The organism is Actinomycetota bacterium (assembly GCA_035536535.1).
Classification (GTDB): domain Bacteria; phylum Actinomycetota; class JAICYB01; order JAICYB01; family JAICYB01; genus DATLNZ01.
The window spans coordinates 1-25,466 of the sequence record DATLNZ010000121.1; the positions used below are offsets into that span (position 1 = coordinate 1).

Genomic DNA, 25,466 nt, shown 5'->3' on the forward strand with positions numbered 1-25,466 from the left:
GGCCTGGACGCGGTGCTCGGTCCGCTCCACCTGAAAGTCCTCCGGACGGATCCGCACAGGCGTCCCGGCCCCCGAGCGGCGGACCGCCTCGAACACCGTCTGCTTGACCTCGATGTGAAACGGGTCGCCGAACTCGTACGGCTTGGTTTCTCCGGTCAGGTCGCCGCCGCGTCCGGACCGCGGGATCTGGTGGTCTCCCGCCAGTGCTGCCTTCAGTCGCGAGTAGACAGAGCCCAGCGCCTGGCGCCCGATGCGCCGGACCCCCTGGGGGGTGATGTCCAGGCGGCCCCGGGACCTCTGGACGTACCCCGCGTCCTCGAGCATCCGTTCGATCTCCTGCAGGCGCTTGAGGTCCCTCGCCGCCTCCGGTCCCAGCAGCGAGGACACGCGGTCCAGGTCGACTTCGTCCAGGTCGCCCGGACGGGTGACTCCCCGCAGGTACTGCTCCAGGTCCTCGGCCTCCTGCAGCCGCTCCAGGACCTCCATCGCGCGCGACATGTCCAGAGGGTCGGACCCCTCAAACGGAAGCCCCCGGTCCCACATGCCCGGGGGCAACATCCCGCGCAAGGCATGCGTCAGCTCATTCATCTGGAAGCTGAGGTCGGCGTCGGCCATCAGCGCACCCATCATCTCTTCGAGCCGGGCGCGCATCTCCGGCGACATCGACGCCATCATCGCCTGGGCCATGGCCATTCGCCGCGCGAGGCCCTCGAGCAGTTGGTCGAGGTCGCGCGGGTTGTCCGGGAAGAACTCCCCGTGCCGCTGCATAAAGCCGTCGAAGTCGTAGGGCTGTCGGTCCTCGCGGCGGCGGATCATGTCGTTGAGCTCCGACAGCATCGCCTTGGTCCGCTCCACGGCCTCCGGAGTCAGGTTCGACAGCGCCTGCTCGGCCCCCTTGAAGTACTGCTGCATGACCTGCGAGCGCAGGCCGTCCACGAGCTCTCGGAACTTCGACTCGGCCTCCGGGGACAGAAAGTCGTAGGACTGCAGGCTCCTCAGGGCCTCGCCCGGACGTCCCTCCAGGCGGTCCAGCCACTCCGACCGGACGTCCAGCCGCGGTCCGAACGGGGGCCGGGCCATCTCACGCTCCAGTGCGTCCAGCGGGTCGTCGGCCGCCGGCACGGACCGGCCTGACCCCCCCGGGTGCTCTTCGTCGCGCAGCCGCATCCGCTCGTCCACCTCGCGCGACTCCATCTCCCGGACCTCGCGCAGCGCGTCCTCGATCCCGGACACGACCGAGTCCATGTCGTGGGCCTGGAGCTCGTGACGGCGTAGCGCCCGCAGCCGCTCGGCCAGCGACTGCACGCCGGTGATGCGGCGGCCATCCAGGTCAAAGCCCCGCTGCAGCATCCGCCTGAGGGCCTGCTGCAGGTCCCCAAACTCAAGGACGTCGTCGCTGAGGCTGTCCAGCAGCGCGTCGGCGTCCGCCCAGGGATCCTGGCTCCCGTCCCACCGGGAGTACCGAGCGGGGGTCATTTGGGCTTCACCTTACGCTCGCGTCCGCACTTGCGAACCGCGTCGGTGAGCAGGTACTCGATCTGCGCGTTCACGCTGCGCAGCTCGTCGGCAGCCCACTTCTCCAGCGCCTCGTACAGCGCCGGGTCGATGCGCAGGAGAAAGCTCTTGCGGTCGGCCAAGGGCCTGCTCGCCTACTGGTACAGCGTCCCCGTGTTGACGATCGGCTGGGCGTGGTGCTCGCTACACAACACCACCAGCAGATTGGAGACCATGGCGGCCTTGCGCTGGTCGTCGAGCTCCACGATGTCCTTGGCGGCCAGCATCGTCAGCGCCTCGTCCACCATGCCCACCGCGCCCTCGACGATCCGCTGTCGCGCGGCGACCACGGCGTCGGCCTGCTGGCGCCGAAGCATGTCGGCGGCGATCTCGGGGGCGTAGGCAAGCCGCCGAAGCTGCGTGCGGATCACCTCGACTCCCGCGGTCTGAAGCTGCTGCTGCAGTTCGCCGTGAAGCGACGCCATGACCTCGTCGGCGTTGGCACGAAGCGAGTGCTGTCCCGGCTCGTAGGAGTCGTAGGGGTACTCGCTTGTCATGTGCCGGACCGCGGTCTCGGTCTGGATCTTCACGAACTCCTGGTAGTCCTCGACCTCGAAGGCCGCCTTGGCGGTGTCCACGACGCGCCACACGATCACCGCGGCAACCTCGATCGGGTTGCCGACCGCGTCGTTCACCTTGAGCGTCTGGCTGTCGAAGTTCTGGATCCTGAGCGACAGGCTCTTGCGCAGGGTCAGCGGGTACGTCCAGGAGAACCCGTTGCGACGGACCGTCCCCAAATACCGGCCCAGGAAGGTGACCACCCGGGACTGATTGGGAGCCACGATCATGAACCCGGTCGCGATCACAAGCGCCACGACCGCCAGGGCCGCGCCGCCCCAGCCGACGAAGTAGTTCTTGTTGAGGATCCCCCACGGGATGGCGGCTGCCGCCGCCAGCCACATGACGAAGTCCAGCAGCAGCATCGTGAACCCCGAGACCTGCCTGGCAGCTTTCTCCCTCATCGCCCCTCCCATATCGAAGTGATATCACAACGATAACAGAGGGGCGGGGACGAGTCAACGGGAGCCATGCGCAGGAACCGGCCCCCGGAGAGGCCGTGTGGGACTACCGGCCGTAGCGGACGCCGGTCGCCGTCTGGACCTTGTTCAGCCGCTTGGACAGGTGCAGGCCCTCGCAGATGAACTCAAGCGCCGCCGCCGTCGTGGCCGCGGACTCGCCGGCCTCCAGCTTCTCCAGAGCCTTGGACATGCCCTTGAGCTCGCCGAACTGCCTGCAGACGGCCTCGGCCCCCATTCCGGGCGACGTCTCCACCTCCAGCCCCTCGTCAAAGGACTCCACCAGGTCGGCAAAGCCCTCGCCGCGCATCCGGCGCTGGAACGTCGTGAACACCGCCTGCCGGACGAGCTTGTCGAGGATCTCGGACTCCTTGCCCTCCTCGAGAGCCTCGACCTCCACCTTGCCCAGCGTGGACGCCGCGACCGAGTCGAGGTCGCTCACGCGCGGGACGGCCTCCTTTTCACCCAGCTTCACCGCGCGCCGGACTGCGCTGGCGGCCAGCGTCTCGTGGTTGCAGATCGAAAGACGAACCGAAACCCCGGACCTCTGGTTGACCTGTGTGGACCGCCGCGCTTGGTGGGTCAGCTCCCCCACGACCTCCTTCATGTACGCCGGAAACCGCAGAGCGGGCCCCGCGTCGATCACGTTGGCCTCCTGCTCCACGATCGCGACCTCCTCGGCGACCGTGCGCGGGTAGTGGGTGCGGATCTGGGCGCCGAACCGGTCCTTGAGCGGAGTGATGATCCGACCGCGGTTGGTGTAGTCCTCCGGGTTTGCCGACGCCAGGCATACGACGTCCAGAGGCAGGCGGACCTTGTACCCGCGGATCTGGATGTCGCGCTCGGACAGCAGGTTGAGCAGCGACACCTGGATGCGCTCTGCCAGGTCGGGCAGCTCGTTGATCGCGAAGATGCCCCGGTGAGTGCGCGGGATCAGTCCGAAGTGGATGGTCAGCTCGTCGGACAGGTACCGCCCCTCCGCCACCTTTATCGGGTCCACCTCGCCGATCAGGTCGGCGACTGAGATGTCTGGCGTGGCCAGCTTCTCGGAGTAGCGCTCGTCGCGGGACAGCCAGACCAGGGGCGTGTCGTCGCCCATCCCGTCGACCTTCGTCCGGCACGCATGACAGATGGGCGAAAAGGGGTCGTCGTTGATCTCGCATCCGGCGATGGCTGGCACCGCCTCGTCCAGCAGTCCCACCAGCGACCGCATGATCCGCGACTTCGCCTGGCCGCGCTCGCCCAGAAACACAATGTCGTGGCCGGCGAGGACGGCGTTCTCCACGGCAGGCAGCACCGTGTCCTCGTAACCTCTCACTCCGGCTACGACGTCCTCGCCGTTTCGAAGCCGGTCCAGCAGGTTGGCACGCAGCTCGTCGCGCACCGAACGCGGGGTCCAGCCTGCTGATCTGAGGGCGCCAAGGGTGGTTTCGTGGGGCACTGAAAGCTCTCCTGCAGTGCGGTCGGCGGTCAGTATAGTGAGGCGCGAAGGCATCAGGGACCGCTGGAGAGGTGCTCATACATGACTTATGTGATCTGCGAACCGTGCGTGGACATCAAGGACAGGGCCTGCGTCGAGGAGTGCCCCGTCGACTGCATCTACGAGGACGCCGCGCAGCTTTTCATCCACCCCCAGGAGTGCGTGGACTGTGACGCGTGCATGCCGGTCTGCCCGGTGGACGCCATCTTCCCCGCCGACGACGTCCCCGGGGAGTGGAAGCCGTTCACACAGATGAACGCGGACTTTTTCACCCAGCACCCGGACGCCTCGGGCGGCGCCTCCCAGAGCCCGTACGCGCCCGCCCTGGAGGGCTGACGACACCGAAAACGACGGAGGGCGCCGCGGATGACCCGGAGCCGCAGGCCGTGAGCCGAACCGTCGCGTTCGGCCCCCACGACGTCGGCAAGCGCATCTCGATCCAGTACTTCGAGCCCGACGGCGCCCGCAGCGAGGCGGTGGGGGTCCTGGAGCGGGCTGAGCGCCAGGGTGAGTCGCTCCTGCTGCACGTCCGCAAGCGCGACGACAGCGTCGTGCAGGTCCCGCTGCACCGCATCCGCTTTGGCAGGATCGTCCCCGCGCGCGGTCCCCGCTAGCGCGCCGATGGTCCGGCTGTCGGAGGTCCAGGAGGCGGCCGGGCTGCTTTCGGGCATTGCCCAGCGGACGCCCGTGCTCACCTCCTCGAGCCTTTCGTCGCGAAGCTCCGGAACGGTCCTCATCAAAGCCGAGCATCTGCAGAGGACCGGGTCGTTCAAGATCCGGGGCGCCTATGTCCGGCTGTGCAAGCTCGACGACGACCAGCGCAAGCGCGGCGTCGTGGCGGCCAGCGCCGGCAACCACGCCCAGGGCGTCGCCTGGGCGGCGTCGGCGCTCGGTATCCGGTCGACGGTGGTGATGCCCGTCTTCGCACCGCTGCAGAAGGTCGAGGCGACGAGGCGGTACGGGGCGCAGGTCGAGCTGTCCGGGGACACCTTCGAGGACTCCCTGCGCCGGGCCAGGGAGATCGCTTCGGAGTGCGGCAGCGTCCTTGTCCACGCCTTTGACGACCCCTGGATCATGTCCGGACAGGGGACGGTGGGACTGGAGATCTGCCAGGACGTGAAGGAGGCAGACCGGGTCGTGGTCCCACTGGGCGGCGGCGGCCTCATCTCGGGCGTCGCCACGGCGGTCAAGGCTCTGTGCCCGTCAACCAAGATCATCGGCGTGCGGCCGTCGTCGGCTCCGGCGACCATCGCCGACGGCGTCGCCGTCAAGCGCCCCGGCGATCAGACGCAGCCGGTCATAGATGCCCTGGTGGACGACATCGTCAGCGTCGACGAGGACGAGATCAGCGCGGCGATTCTTTTCGCCCTGGAGCGGATGAAGCAGGTGCTCGAGGGGGCCGGGGCACTGGCGGTGGCCGGCGTTCTGGCCGGGGCCGTGCCCACCACGGGCACCAGCGTCCTGATCGCCTCCGGCGGCAACATCGACCCGGGCCTGCTGATGCGGGTCATCCGTCACGGCCTGTCGCAGGCCGGACGGTACCTGTTCGTGCGCTTGGAGCTGACGGACCGTCCCGGAGAGCTGCAGAGCGTCCTCACCCTGCTCGCCGACAAGCTCGTGAACGTCCTTTCGGTCGTCCACCACCGCGCGGGCGCCTCACTGGCCGTCGGAGCGGTGGACGTGGAGCTGCTCCTGGAGACGCGGAACCGAGACCACGCGACCGAGGTCGTGCGCGCGCTCGGCCAGGCCGGTTACAGCGTGCGCCTCTGATAGACTCCCGCGGATCATGCCGACCCGCCAGCAGCGGCGCGTAAAGGCGCGCGCTCCCCTAAAAAAGAAGCACCGCGGCCAGCTCGCGTTTATCGCGATTCTGGTCGGGCTGCTCGCGCTCGGGACCAGCGGCATCGTCTACTCGTTTTTCAACAAGCCCGAGATCACGCGCGGCGCGCAGCCGGGGGACCACTGGCACGCCAAGTACCGCATTGAGATCTGCGGGGCCCCCGTCACGCCCTTCCGGCAGAGCGAGGGCGAGATCCACACCCACGACCGCGGCGCCCAGGGTGACGGCCAGATCCACATCCACCCGAAGACCCCCGCGTTCTCCCTCGACAACGCCAACCTCGAAGCCTTTTTGGGGGTCTCCGAGACCTTCCTCACCCGCGAGAAGGGCCGCAACTCCCTGCTGTTTTCGGACGGCACCGACTACAAGGACGGCGAGAAGTGCCAGGGCAGCGACGCCAAGCACAAGCTCGTGGTCCAGGCCAACGGCAAGCCCGTCAAGGGACACCCCGGCAAGTTCGTCCTCCACCACGGCGACGACATAGTCATCAGGTTCGGGCCGAAGCCGTCCAAGGGCGCGTCGCCGATGCCTAACCCGCAGACGGCGATGCAGCAGCGCCAGGGCGGGCCACCGGGAGCCGGAGGCCTCCCCGGGCCCGAAGGCGCACCGCCCGGCGCCCCAACGGGACCCAGCGCCGAGGGCGCACCGCCGGAACCCGGCGCGCCGCCGGCCGGCGAACTCGACCCCGGGTCAGGCGGGGAGACCGGAACCAACCCGGACGCCGGAGCCGGCGGTCCCTAGCAATCTCGCACCTTTCGTTCCTGGAAAAGCGGTGCGAAAGCTGTGGGAAAGCAGGAAAATCCGTCCACAATCCGCTGGTCACAAACAACTTTTTTCCACACGCGCAGGTCAGGGCGTTGTGAGCATTTGCGCAGGTCAGAGGCCTTGACGGGCCTCCCGCAGCCGGGCTAGATTGTCGTTGCCTGAGCGGTCAGTCGGGAGACAGAAGGAAGCCTGTCGAGACTCTCGGGAGTCGTGAAGGGAACGGATTCGTGAGGCGAAAGCCCCACGAAAAAGGGACCCTAACGCTCCAGGGAGAAGAGGGCGACCGGATGGATCCCGGCGGGCCGCTCAGGCACTTTCGTCTGCCGCCGCCGGCGGCTGGGGCACCGTTCTGCTCTCCCTGGACAGGTCCCGCGACCCTGTCCCGCCCTTTTCGGACTCGTCCCGCGAGTCCGTCCTGCCCTTTTCGAACTCGTCGCGGGCCTCCCGCATCGACCGGGCAAGCCTGGGTAGCCGGCTGGCGCCGAACAGCAGGACGATCAGCAAAACTACGAGGAGCACTTCCGGGCCACCGAGAAATCTCATCGCTCACCTCCGCGTCGTGTCCCTACTTTAACGGCGGGACGGCCGCCCCACATACCACCCGGACGGGTCGTAGGCCCTGATCAGCGCCACCTCGTGCGCCAAGGGGTCGTCGAGGATCCTCACCTCGCCAGCCACCCGCAGGGCCCAGCCGCACTCGTCGCGGGCTCGGGCCACCCCGTCGGCCAAGTCGCCGAACACGGCGGACAGGACCAGCTCGCCGTCCACCCGCTCGTAGAGCCCGGCCTGAGTGGCGACCACGCTCACCGGACGTCCCGGCGCGGTGACGTACGGCACCTCGTGGACGAACCGGTCCTTGGACTGCACGCACACAACCACCACGTCGCGGCAGATGGAGGCAACATCGTTGGACCCCCCGGACCCGACGAGCAACCGGCCGTCGGCAGTGACCGACGAGTTGATGTTGCCGCGGCGGTCGACCTGTCCGGCCCCCAGGATCCCGGCGGAGGCGGTGGCGGACAGCGCCAGGCCCAGGATGTCCAGGACGCTGCCCAGTCCGGTCGCGGTGGCCGCGGTCCGGTTGGAAACCAGCAGCGGGTCGCCGAGCGGCGGCAGGTAGTCGTACAGGCCCAGCTCCACCATCAGATCCAGTGGCGTCCCCTGGGCCGCGAGATCCGCCCGTGCCAGCCACGCCGACAGGTTCGACAGCCCCACGCCCGCGAGCACCGTCCGGAGGCCGAGCTTCCGCACGCGGGCGGCGAGGGCCCGGGCGCCGGCGACGACCGCCATCTCCGCCTCGGTAGGGGCGGGATCGTCCGCGGGTGCGGGTCCGGCCGCGGCGGGCGCCGCCTCGCGCGGGGCAGCGGCGCCGGCGCGAAGTGGTCCCGGTCGAGGCGACGGCTCCTGCGGGGCGGCGCGGTCGCGCAGCAACTCCAAGCGTTCCTGCCCCAGGCGCGCGAGGTAGCCGTCGTGGGTGGTGTCCACCCATTGCGAGCGCCAGTCCGCCATCTCACCGGGGTCCCTGCAGGCGCGCCTGAACCCGGTCCAGAAGTCCGGATCCTCCGCGTACGGCTCGACCAGGTCCCGCAGCCCCTCGGCGAAAAGGGGGCCGGGGTGGGCCCCGAACGGCACCTCCGCGACCGCAAGCACCCGGTTGCCGGGAAGCCTCATGTGGACGGGGTGGGCCGCGACCACCTCCGGCTCGACGACCTTCTCGACGGTCACTATCGCGCCCCGCCTGGCCCCCCACGCGCCGAGGCACAGGTCCCCGAACGGGGCGCCGAGAAGCACGTTTCCGTACCGGTCCGCGGCGACGGCGTGGACAAAGGCGACGTCCGGGACCAGGGCGCGCACCGCCAGGGTCCCGTCCAACTCCAGCACCTCGGCGTTGGCCTGCATCGACGACCCGGCCAGGGACCGGGTGGGCATCCACGGGAGGCCTAGCGCACCTGCAAGGAGCCGCTGGGTGAACGACAGGATGGACCAGCAGCTCAGCGTGAAAGCGCCTTCGGCGTGCGTCCTCTGCAGCAGGGGGTTGGGTCCCGGCGTGGGCAGCGTGTCGCCGTGGAAGGCGCAGATCACATCCGCCACAAGGCCCTCGGAGACCAGCAGAACGTAGGGCCCGGCCAGCGACATGCACGAAAGCGTGAACCCGGGGCTGGTGCCGGCGAAGGTCCGCAGCAGCTGCATGCACGACGCCTGGGGACGGCTCAGGCCCGACGTGAAGTGGATGTGATCGCCGGGCCGCACGTGGTCCTTGACCGCGCTGGCCAGAGTCGCCACCTTGTCTGGCCCCCGGGCCACCAGGGCAGCGCGTGCGGCCGGATCGTCCACGGCAGCACTGTAGAGGACGCCGGCGGGAGGCCGTGCTACGTTCGACCTCTGCCGCCCAACGACCCAAGGAGAGCCATGGACGCCATGCGTCCGGCCCCCGCTCCCGGCCCGGACATCCCATTCAGCCGCCCCGACAGCCGGACGATGGTCATCGGCATCTCGTCCGGCAAGGGCGGCGTGGGCAAGTCCACCGTCACCACCAACGTCGCCGCGGCCATGGCTCTGAGGGGGCACAGCGTCGGGGTCATGGACGCCGACATCTGGGGGTTCTCCATCCCGCGGATGTTCGGACTGCGCGGGCAGCGTCCGTCCGGATCGGACGGGATGATCGAGCCACTGGAGCGAAACGGCGTCAAGGTCATCTCCATCGGCTTCTTCCTGGAGCGCGAGGAGGACCCGCTGATGTTCCGGGGGCCGATGCTCCACAAGGCGCTCGAGCAGTTCCTCACGGACATCAGGTGGGGCGACGACCTGGACTACCTGCTCATCGACCTGCCGCCCGGCACCGGCGACATCGTGATCTCGCTGGCGACCTTTCTGCCGGCCATGGGCATGGTCGTGGTCACGACCCCGCAGCCCGTGGCCCAAAAGGTCGCCGAACGCGCCGCCAACGGCACGAACAAGGTGAAGCTGCGGGTGCTGGGAGTCGTGGAGAACATGGCGGGTGAGATCTTCGGGTCCGGAGGTGGCGGGCAGCTCGCCGAGACCCTCGGCGTCCCTTTGTACGGCTCGATCCCCCTCATCCCCGAGTTGCGCGAGTCGTCGGACGCCGGCGAGCCGTTCGTGTGGACCAACCCGGACCATCCTGTCACGCAGTCGTTTTTGGAGATTGGCGACGCCCTGACCAAGTTCCGTCCCCGAAGGAGGCTGTCTGTCAGCGGCACCGGGGGCCGGGGCGGCAACGGAAAGCCACGTCCCCGCTGAACCTCGCTAGGCCCCCCGGACGTGGGGCAGGACGTCCGATGCGAACCTGGCCACGTCGTCCGGGTCGTCCAGCGCGAACGGCACCGTGCCGAAGCACATGACGGCGTGCTCCACCCCCAGCGCCGCGAAGGCCTGAAGCCGGTCCACCATCTCCTGCGCGCTGCCCTGCGCGTACTGGCCGATCGACCGGCGCACCTTCGACCCGCCGAGCCGCCTGATCCGGTCTTTGTAGGCGGCGGGGTCGGAGAACCAGGCGGCGTTCCAGCCGTCGCCCACCCGGCCCGCCAGCGCCACGGCACGATCGCCCTTGCCTCCCACCCAGATGGCCGGACGGGGCCGCTGGGCCGGCGGCGGCATCATCACCGCGTCGTCGATCCGGTAGTGGCGTCCCGACCACGAGAACGGCCGGCCCGACAGCAGGCCCTTCAGGACCTCCACCGACTCCGCCAGGCGCGCCAGCCGGACCCCTGGGCGCGGCATGGAGATTCCGAAGGGAAGGAAGTCGCGTTCGTACCAGCCGGCTCCGATTCCGAGCTCCAGCCGGCCGGCGGAAGCCAGGTCGATGGACGCCGCAGCCTTGGCCACGAGGGCCGGGTGTCGCAGCTCGTTGCACAGCACCATCGTCCCGAGGCGCACCCGCGACGTCTCCCGGGCCAGCACGGCCAGCGTCGTCAGCGGCTCGAGGCAGCCGATGGGGTCGGCGGAGCCCCCGTACTTCGCGAGGTCGAACACGAGGTGGTCGGACACCCACACCGAGTCAAAGCCCAGCCGCTCGCACTCCCGAGACACGTCCACCACCCGCTGCATGTCCGCGGGGGCCCCCGGCTGGTCGTAGTGGGGCAGGGCGACGCCCACCTTCATGTCAGCGGGGCTCGCGGGGGCCGGGTCATGGCCGACACACTATCGGGAGGCACGCACCCCAGCCGGACAGCGACCCGAGAGTCGACGAGATGCCAGAGCTGCCCGAAGTGGAGGGTTTCCGGCTGGTCATCGACCGCCACATGGGGGGCCGGCGCATCAGGCGCGTCCGGGCCCTGGACGCGTGGATGCTGCGGGACACCACTCCCGCGAAATTCGAGCGGGCGCTGACCGGGCGCACCGTCACCAGGACGCACCGTCGCGGGAAGCTGCTGCTGGCGTTCACCGACGACAAAGCCGCCAACGGCCCGGTGCTCGGCCTGCACTTCGGGATGACCGGACACCCCCACCCCGCCGCGCCCGGGGAGCCGGCTCACCGATGGGACCGGCTGGTCTTTGAGTTCGACGACTCCACACAGCTGCGCTACCGCAACCAGCGCAGGCTCGGCTACATCCGGCTGTCGCCGCGGGCGCTCGTGACCGACCTGCTCTGGGGGCTCGGCCCCGAGCCGCTGGAGGCGCCGGCTGCGTGGTTCGCCGAGACCCTGTCGCGGCGGCGGGGGCCGGTGAAGGGTGTCCTTCTGGACCAGGGGTTTTTGGCGGGCATCGGCAACATCTACGCCGACGAGGCGCTGTTCGAGGCGGGGATACGTCCGGACAGGCCCGCGAACACACTGTCGGCGGCCGAGTCCAGAAACCTGCACCGCGCGATCCGGTCCACTCTCAGGCGCGGGATCCGCGCTGCCGAGGCGGGCAGGCGCCCACGGCTGGCGCTGGCGGACGTCCGGACGCGGGCGGCCAGACAGCGGACGGGGCCGGGGCTGACGGCGGTGCCGTGTCCGAGCTGTGGCCGGCCGCTGAACGCCGCGACTCTCGGGGGCCGGACCTCCTACTTCTGCGCGCGCTGCCAGAGCTGACTCAGGCTTCCGGCGCGGCCTTTTTCGCCGGTGCCTCGTGGGTCGGGTCTCCCACGGGCGGCGGCTCGCCCCTGGGCGAAGCCCCCGCCGACGCAGTGGCCGCAAGGGGCTCGGCGGGTCGTGAGCCCGCGGGCGCGAACGCGGCCTCCGGCGACCCCCGCTTCAGGACGGCCTCGGTGTCGATCACGGTCCAGGGGCCTTCGCGGCCTTCGGACATGAAGCGCTCCACGTTGCGTGGACGCCGCCGCTGTCTGCGGGCCAGCCGCACGAGAAGGTCCATCACCGCCGGCTCGGTCTCCGCGGGCCGCACGTCGGCCCTGCCCGAACGCACCAGCTCGTCCCAGAACGCCTCCCCGCGCTCGGTCCGCACGACCACGATGCACCAGCCCTCCATGCCCAGGCCCCCGAGGGAGATGTCCGCGTGCTCGGCGGAGAAGTCCGGACAGAACGGGCACCCCCAGGTCCGGGCCATCGGACGGCACTCCGCCAGCGGGATCTCGATGTCCTCGCCGGTGTCCATCGTCACGACGATTCGTCCTTTGATGTTGATCTTGGCGACGCGGGTCATGTCGATGCCGTAGCGGCCCTGCAGCGTCGCCTCCAAAAACGGCTCCGGCAGAAAAGTCTCGGAGCACATGAGCCCGATCGTCAGGGCGATGCGGTTGGACCACTTGCGCACTCCGGACATGGCCAGCATCGGGGCGGCCGAGACCTCGCAGGACACCCCGACCATCGCCACCCTGCGCAGCCTGCGCTCAAAGGCGGCTTTCAGTGCCAGCGGCGTGGCGCAGTAGGTGTAGCGGGACCGTGAGGTGCCGAGCACCTCCTCGGGCGTCGTGACCAGCGCGGGCTGCGTCATCTGGCTGGCCCCGTCGAAAGCAGACACGACGGCACCGTCCAGCGTGCCCGTCTCGAGCCCGTGCAGGAGCAGCGCGGACCCGATCCCGCCGTCCTGGGACTTCGCGACGACCTCGGGGTCCGATGACCGGGCGATCACCACCTGCCGGTGCACGCCGAACAGGTCGTCCGGACCGCGGATGCGTCCGAACAGGTGCTGCTCCAGCTCCGGCCAGTTCCACCGCCAGATGCCGGCGTCGTGGTCCAGGCGCGGGCAGGCTCTCGCGCAGATGTCGCAGCCGGTCTGTCCGTGGCTGCAGTCGTCCGGGCGCTCGACGTCTGTCTGAAACGGCTTTTCCATGGCGTAGTCGTAGCCCAGGACGTGGTGCGGGCACACGAGCACACACGCGGCGCAGCCGCAGCAGACGTCGGTGGCAACGATCTCCCGGAAAAGCTCGCGCCACTGGCTCACACTCTCGCCTCCCGGCCCTGCCAATACGGCTCGCGGAGCTCCCGCTTGCGGATCTTGCCCGCCAGGTCGCGGGGCAGCTGCCTGAACTCCACCGACCTGGGGCGCTTGTAGTCGGCCAGCCGCTCCCCCACCCACCTCTGGATCTGCTCGGAGGTGAGGTCCGCTCCGGGGGCCGGCTGGACTATCGCGTGCACGGATTCCCCCCATTGGTCGTCCGGGACTCCGATCACCGCCACGTCGCTGACGCCGGGATGGGAGTGGATGGCCGACTCGACCTCCGCCGAGTAGATGTTCACCCCGCCGGAGATGATCATGTCGCGCTTTCGGTCCACGATGTACAGGTAGCCGTCGTCGTCGAGGTATCCGACGTCTCCGACCGTGAAAAACTCCCCGCGCCGCGACGCCTCCGTCTCCTGCGGCCTGCGGTAGTACTCGGTGATCAGCGCAGGCGACTTGATCCAGATCTCCCCCGGCACCCCCCGCGGGCACTGCTGCGCCTGCTCGTCGAGGATCTCGATCTCCACGCCTTCGGTGACCCGGCCGCACGACCCGGGCTTGGCGAGCTGCTCGTGCGGCCGGATCAGCGTGTTCATGCCGGACTCGCTGGAGCCGTAGAACTCGTAGAGCGTCTGACCGAACAACTGCATCACCCGGCGCTTGAGCTCATACGGGCAGGGGGCGGCGGCCATGATCAGGCACCGCATGCTCGAAACGTCGTAGCGGCCCAGCACCTCGGCCGGCAGGTCCACGATCCTTTGCAGCAGAGTCGGCGCCATAAAGGCCGACGTGCAGCCGTGTCCGGCGATCAGCTCGAGCGCCCGCTCGGGATCGAACCTCGGCATCACGACGTTCGTCCCCCCGAGCACCAGCGTTATGGCGGCGAAGATCGCGGGGGCCGAGTGGTAAAGCGGCCCGGCAATCAGATGGACGTCGTCGGCCCGCAAGCCGAACTCGGCGATGTAGGAAAGCACCACCGACGGGTCCGAGCCCGATGCGCGGTAGGCCCCCTTCGGGTTGCCGGTCGTCCCGGCGGTGTAGGTCATGGAGGGCCCCAAGAGGCCGCCCTCTGCCAGCGGCGGAGGTTCGGGGGCCCCGGTGGCAATGACCTCCTCCAGAAGCCTCCAGCCGTGCGGCGGGCTCGACTGCCCCCACGAGACGCAGAGCCTGAGCAGTGGACACTCGGCCCGCACCGAGTCCACCGCTTCGACCAGCTCCGGACCGCAGAACACCGCAACCGACTCGCTGTCCCGCAGCTGGTACCGAATCTCGGCCGGCTTGAGGCGGTAGTTCATCGGCACCCCAACCGCGCGCATCTTGCGCGTGGCGGCCGAGACCACGAACTGGTCCAGCGAGTTGTGGCCGGCGGACGAGCACTTGTCGCCGGATGCGACGCCTTGCGCAAGCAGGGCGTTGGCCAGGCGGTTGGACCGCTCCTCCAGCTGCGCGTACGTGAGAACGGCACCGTCGGCGACGGCCGCCGCCTTGCCCGGCTGGGAAGCGGCGTGAGCGGTCAGGAGGTCCAGGCTGACCCCTCCCCGGACGCCGCCGGCTGGGCCTGGGCCGTCCCGAGGCGGCGGCGGGCATCTGCGACCGTGGTCTGCGGACCGTGGCCCGGCAGAATCCTCACCGAGCCGTCCAGCGACGGCAGCAGCGACTCAACGACCGACCTCCGCAGGACCGCGCCGTCGCCGCCCGGATAGCCGGTGTGCCCGAGACCCCCGGCGAACAGGCTGTCGCCGGTAAAGCAGACCTCGCCGGCGTCATAGCAGACTCCCCCGGGCGTGTGCCCCGGGGTGTGGATCACCCTGACCCGGCACCCCGCGACCTCGATGTCACCGGGTTCGACCGCCTCAAGCCTCGCCGGCCTCAGGCGCCGGAGCCTGGACACGAGCCGGCCCCCGTGGGTCACCCCCCGCAGCAGGCCCCCGGATGCGCAGTCGTCCAGCCACACCGCGTCCAGGGCGTGCAGAAGGACGGGGGCCGAGCACCGGTCCGACAGGTCCCTTGCGCTCCAGACGTGGTCGGGGTGGCCGTGGGTCAGCAGCACCGCCTCGACCACCAGGCCCAGGTCCTGCGCAGCGGACCAGATCTTCGGGCTGGCGCCGGAGCCGGGGTCCACGACATAGCAGCCGCTCGCGCCGTCGCCGGCCATCAGGTAGGCGTTTGTGCGCGTGCGTCCGCAGACGAACCGCTCGAGGATCAAACTGCGCTTACTCGAGGACGAACGTGATGAGCAGGTTGACCTGGTACTTGGAGATGCGGCCGTCGGCAACGTCCACGCGCTGCTCCTTGACCCACGCGGACCTGACGTTGCGCAGCGTCGCCGCGGCCCGCTCCACCCCGACGCGGATGGCGTCCTCGAAGCTCTTGTCGGACACGGCGCTGATCTCCGTGACCCTTGCGACCGACTCGGACATATCGCTCCCTTCACTGGGCAGGGGGGAAACCTACCGCACGCAAAAGGACACCCGCACAAGGCGGGTGCCCTTTGGCCGTTCTGAGCCTAGACGGTGGGCGATCCGCCGCTTTGGCCGGCCGATGCGCCGGTCTTGTCGCCCTGCTCGATGGTTCCGCGCCAGGCGCCGGACTCAGTGCCTCGGTTCTCGATGAACTGCTTGAACCGCTCCAGGTCGCCCGTCACGCGCCGCGTCACGAAGCCGAGCTTGTCGCCGATCTGCTCGACCGCACCCTCGGGCTCGTAGTCCAGCTGCAGCATGACCTTGGTCGTGGCGTCGTCCAGCTTGTGGAAGGTGACCACGCCGGCGTTCTGGGCGCCGCCTTCGGCGGTCCATGCGATCCGCTCGTCGGGCAGCTGCTCTGTGATCCTGGCGTCCCACTCGCGGCGTACTCCCGCAACCTCCGCAACCCAGTGGAGCCGCGCGTCATCGAGCTGCTTGACCTGCTCGACGCCCTCCATGAACTGCGGAAACTCCTCAAACTGCGTCCACTGGTTGTAGGCCGTACGCACCGGGACGCTGACCTCGATCGACTTCTCTACTGATGCCATGGAACCCTCCTGTGGCCGATTTGCCTTGAACGACTAACATCCCCCCCCTGCAGGACGGCAAACATCGGCGGTTGTTTAACCTCAGCCCCCACGGGTACGTCCTGCGGTCGGAGAGAGGAGATGTCTCGTGCCACACGAAAGCGACAAACACGGCGCCCGGGCAGACGACACCCTGGCCGAGGAGTACGAACGGGGCCAGCGCGAAGCACTCGCCAACACGGTCAGGGGACACGACGAGGCTCCGGAGCCGTCGTCGCTCAGCCCCGACGAGATCCAGGCCCGGCGGGAGCTCGCACGGCACCTGCAGCCTTCGGCCTTTCCGGCGGACAGGGAGGCCCTGCTCAAGAGCGCTGGCGAGATGCAGGCCCCGCCCGAGGTGATGTCACAGCTCCGGGAGTTGCCCGACGGCGAGTTCGAGAACGCCCAGGCGATCTGGGACGCCCTCGGCGGCACCCACGAGACCCACGAGTCACACCCCAAGCCGGCCGACTAACGCGATCAGCTGGGCCGGGAGCCGCCGAACAGACCCTTCGCCGCCCAGGGTGCGCATGAAGCGCCTCGACATCCACAGGGTCTATGCGCCGGTGCTCAGGCACTTCCGGACAAAGCGAATGCTCCTGTTCAGGCGGACTTTCGGCCCCCTCGAGCGTCTCCGGGTGCTGGACGTCGGGGGCGGGATGTTCAACTGGGAACTGATCGACGAGCGGCCCAGGCTGATCCTGTCCAACCTGCAGATCGATCCGGCAGCGCAACGCGCCGCCCGCGTGGGCGCGGTGGTCGCGGACGGAAGGCATCTTCCATTTCTGGACGGCTCATTCGACGTTGTGTACAGCAACTCGGTCGTAGAGCACGTCGGAACACGCCGGGACCAGGAACTGTTCGCGGCTGAGGCCGAACGAGTCGGGAAGGGCTACTTCGTGCAGACGCCGGACCGGCGCTTCCCGATCGAGCCACACCTGCTGGCTCCGTTCATCCACTGGCTCCCGCCCACATGGAGAAAGCGGCTGGTGAGGAACTTCACCGGCTGGGGCCTCATCACCCGGCCGTCCGCGACTGAGGTGGACGCCATCCTCGACGAGATCCGGCTCCTGGACGCAAAGGACATGGCGCAACTGTTCCCTGAGGCTCAGATCGTGAGCGAACGGTTCTGCTGGTTACCCAAATCGGTTCTGGCGATCAAGAGACCTTGAAGCCCGCGCTTCATCCCGTCGTTGCCCGGGCTTCGGTGAAGTAGTCCTCAGGCGCGGGCGGCGAGGTCCTGGGCCAGTCGGACGAAGGTCCGGACGCCGGCCCCCGTGGCGCCTTTTGCCCGCCAAGGCTTGGCGTCACCCCACGCCACGCCAGCGATGTCCATGTGGGCCCAGGGAAGCTCGTCGGGGACGAACTCCCTCAGAAACCATCCGGCCGTGATGGCGCCACCCGGACGTCCGCCGATGTTCTTGACGTCGGCAACCTCGGACTTGATCTGCTCGCGGTACTCGTCGTAAAGCGGGAGCGGCCAGGCGCGCTCGCCGGAGCGGCGCGCGGAAGCCACCACGCGGTCAACCCAGGCGTCCGCGTTGCCCATGACGCCGAAGGCGACGTTACCCAGGGCGATCTCCATGGCGCCGGTCAGCGTCGCCGCGTCGACCATGTGCGTCACGCCCCGCTCGGCCAGCCAGGCCAGCGCGTCGGCCAGGATCAGCCTGCCCTCGGCGTCGGTGTTGAGGACCTCGGCGGTCTTGCCGCTGTACATCCGCAGCACGTCGCCCACCCGCGTGGCGGTGCCCGAAGGCATGTTCTCGGTCGCCGGGCAGGCGGCCAGGACCCTGACCGGCACCTTGAGCTCGGCTATGGCCCTCATGGCCGAGATGACCGCGGCGGCGCCCGCCATGTCGCCTTTCATCCAGTCCATGCTCTGGGCCGGTTTGAGCGACAGGCCCCCTGAGTCGAAAGTCACGCCCTTGCCGACCAGGCCGAGCACCGGCGCGCGCTTTGCGCGCGCCGGCTCCCACGCCATCGTGATGAACTGCGGCGCCTCACTGGACCCCTGAGCCACGCCCAGAAGGCCCCCCATGCGCTGAATGGCCTTGCCCCGAAGGACCTCGACCTTCACGCCCACCTCGGTGAGCTCCGCGGTCGCTCGATCCGCCAGCGCCCTCGGAGTCAGCTCGTTGGGGGGCATGGTCACCAGCGTCCGGCACAGGTTCACCGCGCCCCCGAGCACCCGGCCCTCCTCGGTCTGGCGTCGCATGTCCCCGGCTCCCACGACGGTCACGGTCTGGACCTTGCTGGTCTTGCGTTCGGTGCGGTACAGGTCCGGCTCGAAGTCGCCCTCTGAGAATCCGTCCACCGCCGACTCCGCGTGCGCGTCCGAGCGCAGCAGCAGGGCCACCGACGAGAACTTGTCCCGGACGGCCCGGGCCGCCGCTCCGTAGACCCTCCGCATGACGGCAGCGTCCGCCTTGGCTTTCGGACCCGCGCCCACAAGCAGGACACGGCCGGCCCCGTTGCCGGGCCAAAGCGAAGTCTCGAAAACCTTGGCTTTGAACTCCCCGGATGAGATGGCGGCGGCGATGTGGCCACCGGCGGTCCTGTCCACGTCCTTCAACGGACGGCGTGTGGCCTGCTCGCCTTCGTAGACCGGCACGACGACGACCTCGGCCTGGACGTCGCCGATCGCTCCCCGGACGGTTTGTACGTTCATGTCTCCCCCTGTCATGCGGTGTGTGGGCGCCGAAGCATCCTAGTATCGACGCCACATGGCGGACATTCCCCCCGCATCCGTGGTGCTGATGCTCGTGCTCAGCTGCTGGGCGGTCGGCACTGCGCTGTTCGCGCTGCTTGCGCGCGTGCGCACACCCGTGCAACCGGGACACTTCAAAGTCACGTGGCTGGTCGCCGCCGGACTGGCTGCTGCTGCCGCTGGGGCGGCCGCGGCGGGCAGCGGCTTTGAGCGACGCGGCATGCTGGTGCTCGCCGCGTATTCGGCCGCCTGCCTTGTGACCTTCGCAAGCGTGTACAGGGGGGCCGACATCTGGGTCGGCGCTGTCACGGCGGCCGCTGGGATCCCGCTGTTGGCTTGGACGACCGACACGGCCCAGTTCGCATCCGCGGCGGCGACCGCCGAGATCGTGGTGGAGAACGGCAGCGCTTATGTCGAAATGGCTGGACGTTGGGCCGTCGCAGCCGTCGTGTCCACGGCCGCGCTCCTGCTGGGATCGGTCACGAACTCGATGCTGCTCGGGCACTGGCACTTAAACCAGCCGGGCCTCAGGACGGGCCCGCTGCGCAGGCTGGTGTGGGCCGTGTGGGGGTCCATCGCCCTTTTCCTCATGGCTGCGGGGCTTCTGGTGGTGAATCCACGTCGAGGAGACGTGGCCACACTGGGCGCAGTGACGGCGATCGCTTTCGTGGGCTTCACCGCTGTTCTCGCGGCGATGGTCCACCACCTGGTGCGAACACGTTCGATCATGTCGGCCACCGGGATCCTGTACCTGCAGGTGCTGCTGTGCTTTGTCGCCAGCTTCACCGCCCTGCTGGGCGTTCTTGATGTCCAGGTCCCGTTGTAATGCTGGCGGCTACGCCGCTCCCGCGGAGGCCGGCTCTTCGTCCTGGAGCAGCTCGATCATGGCCTGTGCGTAAGCCATCGCTTCGGCGGACTGCCGGAAGAACGCGTACACGTCGCGCCCGGAGCGCAGGCACCGCCGCAGCATCTTTCCCCAGGACACGAGGTCGGCCGCGCGGTAGGAGTCCCGGCGGAACCTGACGTACGCGAACGGGGGGGCCGGGGTGTCCTCTCCCAGACAGACCGAGCCGCTGAGCCCGTCCTCGGTCTCCACCCCCGCAACGGCCGCGCCGTAGGCGCCCATCACCTCCACCACCTCGGGCTCGGACCATGAGGGGTGGCGGCACTCCCAGGCGGACAGCACCCCCTCCGGCAGCGCCCCCAGGACCGCCCGGAGCCGCCGCATGTCGCACTCCATGGAGGGCGCGACCGTGAAAAGCAGGGCCCGCAGCCGGCCGTCCAGAGGCTCTAGCGTGTCCAGGTAGCGCTGGACGCCCGAGGCGTCCTTCAGCCGGTCCACGTGCGTCACGTCGCGCGGCACACGAACCGAGAGGCGGAAGTCGGCAGGAGTGGCGTCCGCCCACGACCGCACGGTGTCGCGGTTCGGAGGTCGGTAAAAGCACGAGTCCATCTCGAGGACCTCAAAGCGCTGCGAGTACCCGCGCAGCAGATCTTCGGAAGCCCCCGTGGCGGCTCGCAGGTCGCTTCTGCACGAAGGGGACGCGAACCCGGAGGTGCCGACAAAGGCCGATGGCATCTGCTGAGGGTGGACGACTCCCACCCGCGCGTCAAAGCGACCGCCCGTCACCTGCAAAGTGCTTACGTGAACGCAGAGGCACGCAACGCGCGGCCCCCCCGACGGCTGGACACGCGAGAGTCGTTATGGCCAGTGAAGTCGTCGTCTCGGAATGCCTCGCAGCAATCTTCGAAGCTACCCCCCTCCGAAGGCGGCGGCTTCACCAATTCCGGGAAAAGCTAGGCGCCCCCATCTGGGCGCGAAGCTGTCTTCACGGCGATCCCCGCGATCGCGTCCTTGTCGGCTTCCTTCACCGCGAGCCACCCTGCGACTTCGGGGGCCGACGAAAAGAAGCGGCCGAAGGCGTCGTTGTCGTCGATGTCGTCAGCGATGAGCACCCCGCCGCGAACGAGCGGCGGCCACGCGCACTCGAACTCGAACCGCATGTTGGGAGCGGTGTGGAGGCTGTCGTGGACGAAGACCCCCACGGGACCGGCCTCCCGTAGCACCTGCTTCAGCCGCGAGCGACTCGGCCCCCGGACGTACGTCCACCTTTCACGACCCGTGTCGGACACCGCCGATCCCGTCTCCGTCCGCCATCGCGCAGCGATCGGAGGAAGGTCGATGCTCCACAACCTGCCGGTCCCGTTTGCCTCCAAAGCGGCGAGGATGCAGGCCGTGGTCAGGCCCCTGGCCACACCGGTCTCGACTACGGCTTGGGGCCGGACGTGTCGGGTTGCAGTCCACACCAGCAAGGCCAGGAGCCGGTCGGCGTCATGCGGTTCCACGCCGGCCGCCCGTCCGGTCACCCTCGCCCGGACCGCGGCCCACACCTGCTCAAACCCGTCGCACCCCTGGCACGGGTACGGCGCGCCGAGCAGCTCGTGCAGACGCACCAGCGCCACGCCGCCTCCTACGGCCTCGTAGCGGCCCCCGGGTCCACCGGATCCGCCCGACTCGATACGCGCCCTGATCCTCGCCGGCACCTCCGAGGGCCGGGAGAGCCCGGCCCGCGTGAAGGCAAGCGCCTTCGTCACCACGTCGGGCAGCGGCTTCACGCGGCTTAGTCCAGCAGCCCTGCCGTCGTGTCGCGCAGCCAGCTCGCGGGCTCCAGGATCAGCCTGTCCACGAGCCAGGCACGCCGGGTCTGGACCATGCGCACGTCCATCACGAGGTCGGACTCAAGCGGACCGTCAAACGACGACTCCCCGGTCACCCGCCAACCCCTCGGCCCCCGAACACGCACGTGGTAGGTGTCGGGATGGGCGACCGGCTGCCGCAGCACGTGAAGCCGGTACACGCGGTGACGCCCCGACCCCCGGACGGCGCGTGGGACCTCAGACGTCGCCAGCAGACGCACCCGGCCCTTGGGCGCGATGTCCAGCCGGCGGACGTGGAAGTTGCGCAGGCGGGCCTCCCGGCCGGCCCTGGGGATGTACCGCCGGCCCGCGAGTCGTATCCGCGGGGGAGCCGCCTGCTCCGACCGCAGGAGCACGAGGATCTGGCGGCTGACTCCTTTGGCGATCTCCGGCAAGGGCGATCCGATGACGTAGTCGGGAAGACCCGACGAGGGCGCTTCATTCGTCAGGGTCGCATCGAGCCGGGTCTTCGCTGTGCCGCTTTGCGGGTCCAGCGTCGCCTCGTACCGGACGTCGCGCCGCAAAAACCAGTCGATCTTGTTTCCGACGGCATTGTCCGACACCAGCCCCAGAACGTCGGTCGCCCCGGACGCCCGGGCCACGCCTCCCGCAAGCCCCAGCCGCTCGAGCTGACGCTGCTCCTGCGGACGCTGAGCGTGCATCTGTATGTGTCCTCCGGACACGGCCCTTGAAAATCCCTCTATGACGCCGGCGTTGATCTCGCCCGTACCGCTTCGCAAAGCCCTGCCGAACACGTTCTCCACCAGGCTGCCCAAAAACGCGATGCGCTGGTCGTTGTCGCTTTCGAAACGGACGTATGCCTCGTGGTGGGCGATATTGGACACGGTGTCGGCCGAGATCGGCACAGGCCACGGCGGCACGGTGAGGGGGCCGGCCAGCCGAAGCAGCGGCTGCAGGCCAACAGGGTCGATCTGGATAATTCCGTCCACCTGACCGAACGGCCCCTGGACCCCTTGCGACACGATCCGGGCCACGGTCGGGAAGTCGGAGGTCAGGTTCACGTTCTGCCATATGGCCGTCGCGGCGTACGGCTCGTATGAGTCGCGGTACCAGTCCGGGACCCGGACCCCGGCCGCCCTGGGCGTGGGGAGCTCACGGTCGGGGCGCCCGGACCCCGCGAGCAGGCCCAGCTTGCCGCCGCTTGTCTCCAGGACCGCGAAGTACCCGAGCAGCCCCCCGGTCCCTCTGAGCTCAGCGAGGTTGGAGAACGCGACCACGTACCTGCGCCGGCCGTCGCGTCCGAGCAGCGTGCCCAGCAGGTCCAGTCCGGCCGAGCCCCGCTCAGCCTGTACCCGCGACGAGCGGACCCTTCGCAGGGCGTCGGCCCGCGCCTCCGCAAGCGGGGGCGCGAGCCAGGTGGACGGGGTCCGGCGCAACGCCACCTCCGCACGCCTGGCCGGGGCGACCGCCTGCTTGAGCGCCTGGGCCGCGCGGCCGGTGGCTCCCAGGTCGATGCCTCCCCCGCTCACCCGCCACCCGCCGGCGGGCCTCGCTTCCACGGCGACGGCAGCGGCTTCGGCTGCCTGAACGCTCAGCCGCCCCGCGAGAGTCAGCCCGTCAAGGGCCTTCAGCTGCCGGGAAACGACAGGGACGACCCGGGCCGGAAGAAGGATGGGCGACCGCAGCAGCCGCCGGGACGCCCGCAGCTGCGCGTCGGCTGCGTCAAGGTCGGCCCTGGCCCCCGCCGGGTCCTGCCTGCGCAGGGCCCCCGCGGCGGCCTCCAGGCTCGCCCGGGCCTGCTTTGAGCGGCTCCTGACGGACAGCACGGGCGGCGTGGTGATCACCGCGCCCACGACCAGCAGGCCGAGCGCGACTATGAGCGCGAACTGGAGCCGCGGATGGAGCCTGCGCCGCCAGGTTCGGCGGCGGCCGCTTCGGGTCGGACCCGCTACTGCGGGTTCGACCAGGCGTTGATCTCCTGCTCGAGGCGTGAAAGGACGTCCTCAGAGCTCGGGACCCCTGCCTTGGCCTTGACCAGCCGGGCCTTTGGCGTGCGGACCCTCTCGACGCCCTCCTGGGCCTCCACGGCCTCGGGAGCCGTCACGCTGACCGCTTCGTCCTCGGACAGGGCGCGAGCAGCCCACTCCTCGGCCTCGGGGTCCGCGAACGCAGTGGCGTCCAGAACGGGGTCCAGCAGTTGCGTGGGCTGCTCCGCGGAAGCCACCTCCAGGCGGGGAATGTTGCCCGTGTCGTGCAGGTCCTCCGGGTCATGCACACGCGTCGGGCGCACCGCGCCGAACAGCTCCGTTTCTGTGGCCTTCAGCGCCGGGGGGCCCATGAGCGTGGGGGCGTAGGACGACTCGACCTTCGCCACCTGCCACCGCTTCCAGGTGGCCACGATCAGCGAGCCGCCGAAAAGCACCAGCATCAGCGCGAACAGCGCGAGCTTGGCTATGTCTCCACCGGAGGTGGGGAGCCTGCGGCCACTGCCGTCGCCCGTTGCCGGGAGCCGGCTCGTGCCGCCGGCCGAAGCCGCCGTGACCGTGATCGCCTTAGAGCCGATCTCACGGCCGCCGGCGATGACCCGGATCGTGTGGCTGCCGGTGGGAGTGTTCGAGGGGAGGCTTGGGCTCGCCTCGTAGCTGCCATCCGCGGCAGCCTTCACAAGGAACAACTGGATGGGGCCGTGGCTGTGAAGGTTGCCCCTCACATCGCCGCCACCGGGGGCACAGCCCGTGTCGCCGGCGACCACGACCTCCTCGCCCTGCCTGAATGTCGCCGTCTCGTCGCCCTCTTCATCACTGACGATCACGCAGTCTGCTCCTGCGGGGGGGTACTGGGCTGCTGCCGGCGCGGCCATGGCCACAACTGCCACGAGTGCGAGGGCAAACAGACGCAGATATCTCATGAGGGATCCCCTGTTCGTTTGAGTCGACGTAGTCGTCTGCAAGTCAGCACAGTCTTGCCGATTCCGACAGCCGCTGCAAGCAACGATCCACCTGCGTCAACACCCTATCAGCAGGGGCCGTCAGGCCCGTTTCGAGGCCCGTCCGCGCTCGGACACGGCTCCATTCGGGGGTCGATCGGCTTTCTGGGCCACCGCTCGTCCGGTGCCCGCCGGCGACTCAAAGGCCTGCTTGGACGACCTGTAACCGTAGTACTGGTAACCCTCGGGTGAGTCCTCCACCCGCTGGAAGTTGACGATCACGCCCAACAGCCGCCCGCCCACGGTCTGGAGCAACTCGGCCGACTCGCGCAGCCGCTCGCGGTTGGTCTGGCCGGCGCGGGCAACAAGCAGCACGCCGTCCACCCGATGCGCCAGGGCGGGCGTGTCGGCCACCGGAAGCAGGGGCGGAGCGTCCACCACCACCATGTCGAACTCCGCCTGCAGCGCCGACAGGACCTTTCCCATGTGCTGCGACGACAGAAGCTCCGCGGGGTTGGGAGGGATCGCTCCGGCGGGGATGTGCGACAGGTTTCGGACCGGCGTCGGCAGCACCGCCTGCTGGAGCGAGATCCGGCCGACCAGGCAGGTCGTCAATCCCTTTTCCTGCTCGGAGGCGAAGACCCTGTGAAGCGTCGGGCGGCGCAGGTCCGCCTCCAGCAGGACGGTCTTCATCCCCGCCTGAGCGAAGGAGGCCGCCAGGTTCAGCGCGGTGGTCGTCTTGCCTTCCCTTGGGAACGGCGAGGTGATCAGCAGGACCTTGATCGGGCGGTCAACACCGAGAAACTGGATCGCGGTCCGGACCTTCCGGAAGGCCTCGGCCCCCATGGATTGGGGGTCGCGCTCGAGGTAGACCTCGGCCCCCCCGGTCTGGATCCGCGGGACCGTTGCCAGAACGGGGGCCCCCACCAGCCGCTCGACGTCGTGGCGGTCCTTCACGGTTGTGTCCAGCGATTCCGCAAGGAACACGGCCCCAACGCCCAGAAGGAGGCCTAGAACGAGCGCAAGAGCGAGGTTCCTGACCGCGCTGGGTGAGACGGGCTCTTCGGGCCGCAGGGCGGGCTCGACCACCCGCACCTGGATCGCCGGCTCGCCCTGAGTCGGCTTCTGCAGCCGCTGGATTTCCTCCGTGAAC

The 25,466-nt window shown here is 69.3% G+C and carries 27 protein-coding genes; 9 read left to right on the forward strand and 18 right to left on the reverse strand.

The features are described from left to right. The 4 genes from VNE62_08175 to VNE62_08190 all read right to left on the reverse strand — a co-directional run. Window positions 1-1,476 (reverse strand): VWA domain-containing protein (locus VNE62_08175; protein HVE92261.1); only part of this gene is annotated, 1,476 nt, incomplete at its 3' end. Then, window positions 1,473-1,637 carry a hypothetical protein gene (locus VNE62_08180; protein ID HVE92262.1) on the reverse strand — a complete coding sequence of 55 codons (165 nt, stop codon included), beginning with the start codon at window positions 1,635-1,637 and terminating at the stop codon, window positions 1,473-1,475. The genes VNE62_08180 and VNE62_08175, both read right to left, overlap by 4 nt. 12 nt (window positions 1,638-1,649) lie before the next feature. Next, window positions 1,650-2,516 (reverse strand): SPFH domain-containing protein, encoded by an 867-nt coding sequence (locus tag VNE62_08185; protein ID HVE92263.1) that lies wholly within the window; start codon window positions 2,514-2,516, stop codon window positions 1,650-1,652. A 103-nt stretch (window positions 2,517-2,619) separates the two neighbouring features. Beyond that, window positions 2,620-3,954 carry a magnesium chelatase gene (locus tag VNE62_08190; protein ID HVE92264.1) on the reverse strand — a complete coding sequence of 445 codons (1,335 nt, stop codon included), beginning with the start codon at window positions 3,952-3,954 and terminating at the stop codon, window positions 2,620-2,622. 138 nt (window positions 3,955-4,092) lie between these two features. Here VNE62_08190 and fdxA point away from each other — a divergent pair, with 138 nt between their 5' ends. The 4 genes from fdxA to VNE62_08210 are packed head-to-tail and all read left to right on the forward strand — an operon-like array spanning window position 4,093 to window position 6,631. Next, window positions 4,093-4,386, forward strand: coding sequence for a ferredoxin (fdxA, locus tag VNE62_08195; protein ID HVE92265.1), 294 nt, complete (start codon window positions 4,093-4,095; stop codon window positions 4,384-4,386). A gap of 50 nt (window positions 4,387-4,436) precedes the next feature. Then, the gene (locus VNE62_08200) at window positions 4,437-4,664 is read left to right on the forward strand and encodes a hypothetical protein (GenBank protein HVE92266.1); all 228 of its coding nucleotides are present in this window, start codon (window positions 4,437-4,439) and stop codon (window positions 4,662-4,664) included. 7 nt (window positions 4,665-4,671) lie between these two features. Next, complete coding sequence (locus tag VNE62_08205; protein ID HVE92267.1) at window positions 4,672-5,820, forward strand: pyridoxal-phosphate dependent enzyme; 1,149 nt, start codon at window positions 4,672-4,674, stop codon at window positions 5,818-5,820. 16 nt (window positions 5,821-5,836) lie between these two features. Further along, the gene (locus tag VNE62_08210; protein HVE92268.1) at window positions 5,837-6,631 is read left to right on the forward strand and encodes a hypothetical protein; all 795 of its coding nucleotides are present in this window, start codon (window positions 5,837-5,839) and stop codon (window positions 6,629-6,631) included. 330 nt (window positions 6,632-6,961) lie between these two features. Here the strand turns inward: VNE62_08210 and VNE62_08215 are convergent, their stop codons facing one another. Both VNE62_08215 and VNE62_08220 read right to left on the reverse strand, forming a co-directional pair. Further along, window positions 6,962-7,198 carry a twin-arginine translocase TatA/TatE family subunit gene (locus VNE62_08215; protein HVE92269.1) on the reverse strand — a complete coding sequence of 79 codons (237 nt, stop codon included), beginning with the start codon at window positions 7,196-7,198 and terminating at the stop codon, window positions 6,962-6,964. Window positions 7,199-7,225: 27 nt separating this feature from the next. Beyond that, window positions 7,226-8,989 carry a CoA-transferase gene (locus VNE62_08220; protein ID HVE92270.1) on the reverse strand — a complete coding sequence of 588 codons (1,764 nt, stop codon included), beginning with the start codon at window positions 8,987-8,989 and terminating at the stop codon, window positions 7,226-7,228. A gap of 75 nt (window positions 8,990-9,064) precedes the next feature. Here VNE62_08220 and VNE62_08225 point away from each other — a divergent pair, with 75 nt between their 5' ends. Next, the gene (locus VNE62_08225; GenBank protein ID HVE92271.1) at window positions 9,065-9,913 is read left to right on the forward strand and encodes an Mrp/NBP35 family ATP-binding protein; all 849 of its coding nucleotides are present in this window, start codon (window positions 9,065-9,067) and stop codon (window positions 9,911-9,913) included. Between the two features lie 6 nt (window positions 9,914-9,919). Here VNE62_08225 and VNE62_08230 read toward each other — a convergent pair whose 3' ends face one another. Further along, on the reverse strand, window positions 9,920-10,774 hold the full coding sequence (locus tag VNE62_08230; GenBank protein ID HVE92272.1) for an LLM class flavin-dependent oxidoreductase: 855 nt from the start codon (window positions 10,772-10,774) through the stop codon (window positions 9,920-9,922). An 89-nt stretch (window positions 10,775-10,863) separates the two neighbouring features. Here VNE62_08230 and VNE62_08235 point away from each other — a divergent pair, with 89 nt between their 5' ends. Then, window positions 10,864-11,688 (forward strand): DNA-formamidopyrimidine glycosylase family protein, encoded by an 825-nt coding sequence (locus VNE62_08235; protein ID HVE92273.1) that lies wholly within the window; start codon window positions 10,864-10,866, stop codon window positions 11,686-11,688. A gap of 1 nt (window position 11,689) precedes the next feature. Here the strand turns inward: VNE62_08235 and VNE62_08240 are convergent, their stop codons facing one another. From VNE62_08240 to VNE62_08260, 5 genes are all read right to left on the reverse strand, one after another. Next, window positions 11,690-12,997: a Coenzyme F420 hydrogenase/dehydrogenase, beta subunit C-terminal domain gene (locus VNE62_08240; GenBank protein ID HVE92274.1), complete on the reverse strand. Its 1,308-nt coding sequence runs from the start codon at window positions 12,995-12,997 to the stop codon at window positions 11,690-11,692. Continuing rightward, the gene (locus VNE62_08245) at window positions 12,994-14,520 is read right to left on the reverse strand and encodes an AMP-binding protein (GenBank protein ID HVE92275.1); all 1,527 of its coding nucleotides are present in this window, start codon (window positions 14,518-14,520) and stop codon (window positions 12,994-12,996) included. Before VNE62_08245 ends, VNE62_08240 begins: the two co-directional genes overlap by 4 nt. Continuing rightward, window positions 14,508-15,200, reverse strand: a complete 693-nt coding sequence (locus tag VNE62_08250) for an MBL fold metallo-hydrolase (GenBank protein HVE92276.1) — start codon at window positions 15,198-15,200, stop codon at window positions 14,508-14,510. The genes VNE62_08245 and VNE62_08250 overlap by 13 nt, the downstream gene beginning before the upstream one ends. Before the next feature lie 7 nt (window positions 15,201-15,207). Beyond that, window positions 15,208-15,414 (reverse strand): dodecin family protein, encoded by a 207-nt coding sequence (locus VNE62_08255; GenBank protein HVE92277.1) that lies wholly within the window; start codon window positions 15,412-15,414, stop codon window positions 15,208-15,210. 86 nt (window positions 15,415-15,500) lie between these two features. Further along, window positions 15,501-16,004 carry an SRPBCC family protein gene (locus VNE62_08260; protein ID HVE92278.1) on the reverse strand — a complete coding sequence of 168 codons (504 nt, stop codon included), beginning with the start codon at window positions 16,002-16,004 and terminating at the stop codon, window positions 15,501-15,503. 127 nt (window positions 16,005-16,131) lie between these two features. Between VNE62_08260 and VNE62_08265 the strand changes: the two genes are divergently transcribed. Both VNE62_08265 and VNE62_08270 read left to right on the forward strand, forming a co-directional pair. Further along, a complete protein-coding gene (locus tag VNE62_08265) occupies window positions 16,132-16,497 on the forward strand; it encodes a DUF2795 domain-containing protein (protein HVE92279.1) in 366 nt (121 codons plus the stop codon). Between the two features lie 55 nt (window positions 16,498-16,552). Next, window positions 16,553-17,194, forward strand: coding sequence for a class I SAM-dependent methyltransferase (locus VNE62_08270; protein HVE92280.1), 642 nt, complete (start codon window positions 16,553-16,555; stop codon window positions 17,192-17,194). Window positions 17,195-17,241: 47 nt separating this feature from the next. Here VNE62_08270 and VNE62_08275 read toward each other — a convergent pair whose 3' ends face one another. Next, window positions 17,242-18,690, reverse strand: a complete 1,449-nt coding sequence (locus VNE62_08275) for a leucyl aminopeptidase (protein HVE92281.1) — start codon at window positions 18,688-18,690, stop codon at window positions 17,242-17,244. A gap of 55 nt (window positions 18,691-18,745) precedes the next feature. Here VNE62_08275 and VNE62_08280 point away from each other — a divergent pair, with 55 nt between their 5' ends. After that, window positions 18,746-19,555, forward strand: coding sequence for a hypothetical protein (locus VNE62_08280; GenBank protein HVE92282.1), 810 nt, complete (start codon window positions 18,746-18,748; stop codon window positions 19,553-19,555). A gap of 9 nt (window positions 19,556-19,564) precedes the next feature. Here the strand turns inward: VNE62_08280 and VNE62_08285 are convergent, their stop codons facing one another. The 5 genes from VNE62_08285 to VNE62_08305 form a co-directional block, all read right to left on the reverse strand. Beyond that, window positions 19,565-20,359, reverse strand: coding sequence for a DUF72 domain-containing protein (locus tag VNE62_08285; protein ID HVE92283.1), 795 nt, complete (start codon window positions 20,357-20,359; stop codon window positions 19,565-19,567). A gap of 167 nt (window positions 20,360-20,526) precedes the next feature. Continuing rightward, a complete protein-coding gene (locus VNE62_08290) occupies window positions 20,527-21,345 on the reverse strand; it encodes a class I SAM-dependent methyltransferase (GenBank protein ID HVE92284.1) in 819 nt (272 codons plus the stop codon). A gap of 5 nt (window positions 21,346-21,350) precedes the next feature. Next, on the reverse strand, window positions 21,351-23,240 hold the full coding sequence (locus VNE62_08295; GenBank protein ID HVE92285.1) for a DUF4012 domain-containing protein: 1,890 nt from the start codon (window positions 23,238-23,240) through the stop codon (window positions 21,351-21,353). A gap of 95 nt (window positions 23,241-23,335) precedes the next feature. Beyond that, window positions 23,336-24,295 carry a hypothetical protein gene (locus VNE62_08300; GenBank protein HVE92286.1) on the reverse strand — a complete coding sequence of 320 codons (960 nt, stop codon included), beginning with the start codon at window positions 24,293-24,295 and terminating at the stop codon, window positions 23,336-23,338. Window positions 24,296-24,415: 120 nt separating this feature from the next. Then, a partial coding sequence (locus tag VNE62_08305) for a polysaccharide biosynthesis tyrosine autokinase (protein ID HVE92287.1) occupies window positions 24,416-25,466 on the reverse strand: 1,051 nt, incomplete at its 5' end.

What these genes read in the sequence shown, in the direction of transcription:
- VNE62_08185 (HVE92263.1), bottom strand. Translation starts at nt 2,516, where the DNA reads ATGAGGGAGAAAGCTGCCAGGCAGGTCTCGGGGTTCACGATGCTGCTG.
- fdxA (HVE92265.1), top strand. Translation starts at nt 4,093, where the DNA reads ATGACTTATGTGATCTGCGAACCGTGCGTGGACATCAAGGACAGGGCC.
- VNE62_08205 (HVE92267.1), top strand. Translation starts at nt 4,672, where the DNA reads ATGGTCCGGCTGTCGGAGGTCCAGGAGGCGGCCGGGCTGCTTTCGGGC.
- VNE62_08210 (HVE92268.1), top strand. Translation starts at nt 5,837, where the DNA reads ATGCCGACCCGCCAGCAGCGGCGCGTAAAGGCGCGCGCTCCCCTAAAA.
- VNE62_08215 (HVE92269.1), bottom strand. Translation starts at nt 7,198, where the DNA reads ATGAGATTTCTCGGTGGCCCGGAAGTGCTCCTCGTAGTTTTGCTGATC.
- VNE62_08225 (HVE92271.1), top strand. Translation starts at nt 9,065, where the DNA reads ATGGACGCCATGCGTCCGGCCCCCGCTCCCGGCCCGGACATCCCATTC.
- VNE62_08230 (HVE92272.1), bottom strand. Translation starts at nt 10,774, where the DNA reads ATGAAGGTGGGCGTCGCCCTGCCCCACTACGACCAGCCGGGGGCCCCC.
- VNE62_08235 (HVE92273.1), top strand. Translation starts at nt 10,864, where the DNA reads ATGCCAGAGCTGCCCGAAGTGGAGGGTTTCCGGCTGGTCATCGACCGC.
- VNE62_08255 (HVE92277.1), bottom strand. Translation starts at nt 15,414, where the DNA reads ATGTCCGAGTCGGTCGCAAGGGTCACGGAGATCAGCGCCGTGTCCGAC.
- VNE62_08260 (HVE92278.1), bottom strand. Translation starts at nt 16,004, where the DNA reads ATGGCATCAGTAGAGAAGTCGATCGAGGTCAGCGTCCCGGTGCGTACG.
- VNE62_08270 (HVE92280.1), top strand. Translation starts at nt 16,553, where the DNA reads ATGAAGCGCCTCGACATCCACAGGGTCTATGCGCCGGTGCTCAGGCAC.
- VNE62_08275 (HVE92281.1), bottom strand. Translation starts at nt 18,690, where the DNA reads ATGAACGTACAAACCGTCCGGGGAGCGATCGGCGACGTCCAGGCCGAG.
- VNE62_08280 (HVE92282.1), top strand. Translation starts at nt 18,746, where the DNA reads ATGGCGGACATTCCCCCCGCATCCGTGGTGCTGATGCTCGTGCTCAGC.
- VNE62_08300 (HVE92286.1), bottom strand. Translation starts at nt 24,295, where the DNA reads ATGAGATATCTGCGTCTGTTTGCCCTCGCACTCGTGGCAGTTGTGGCC.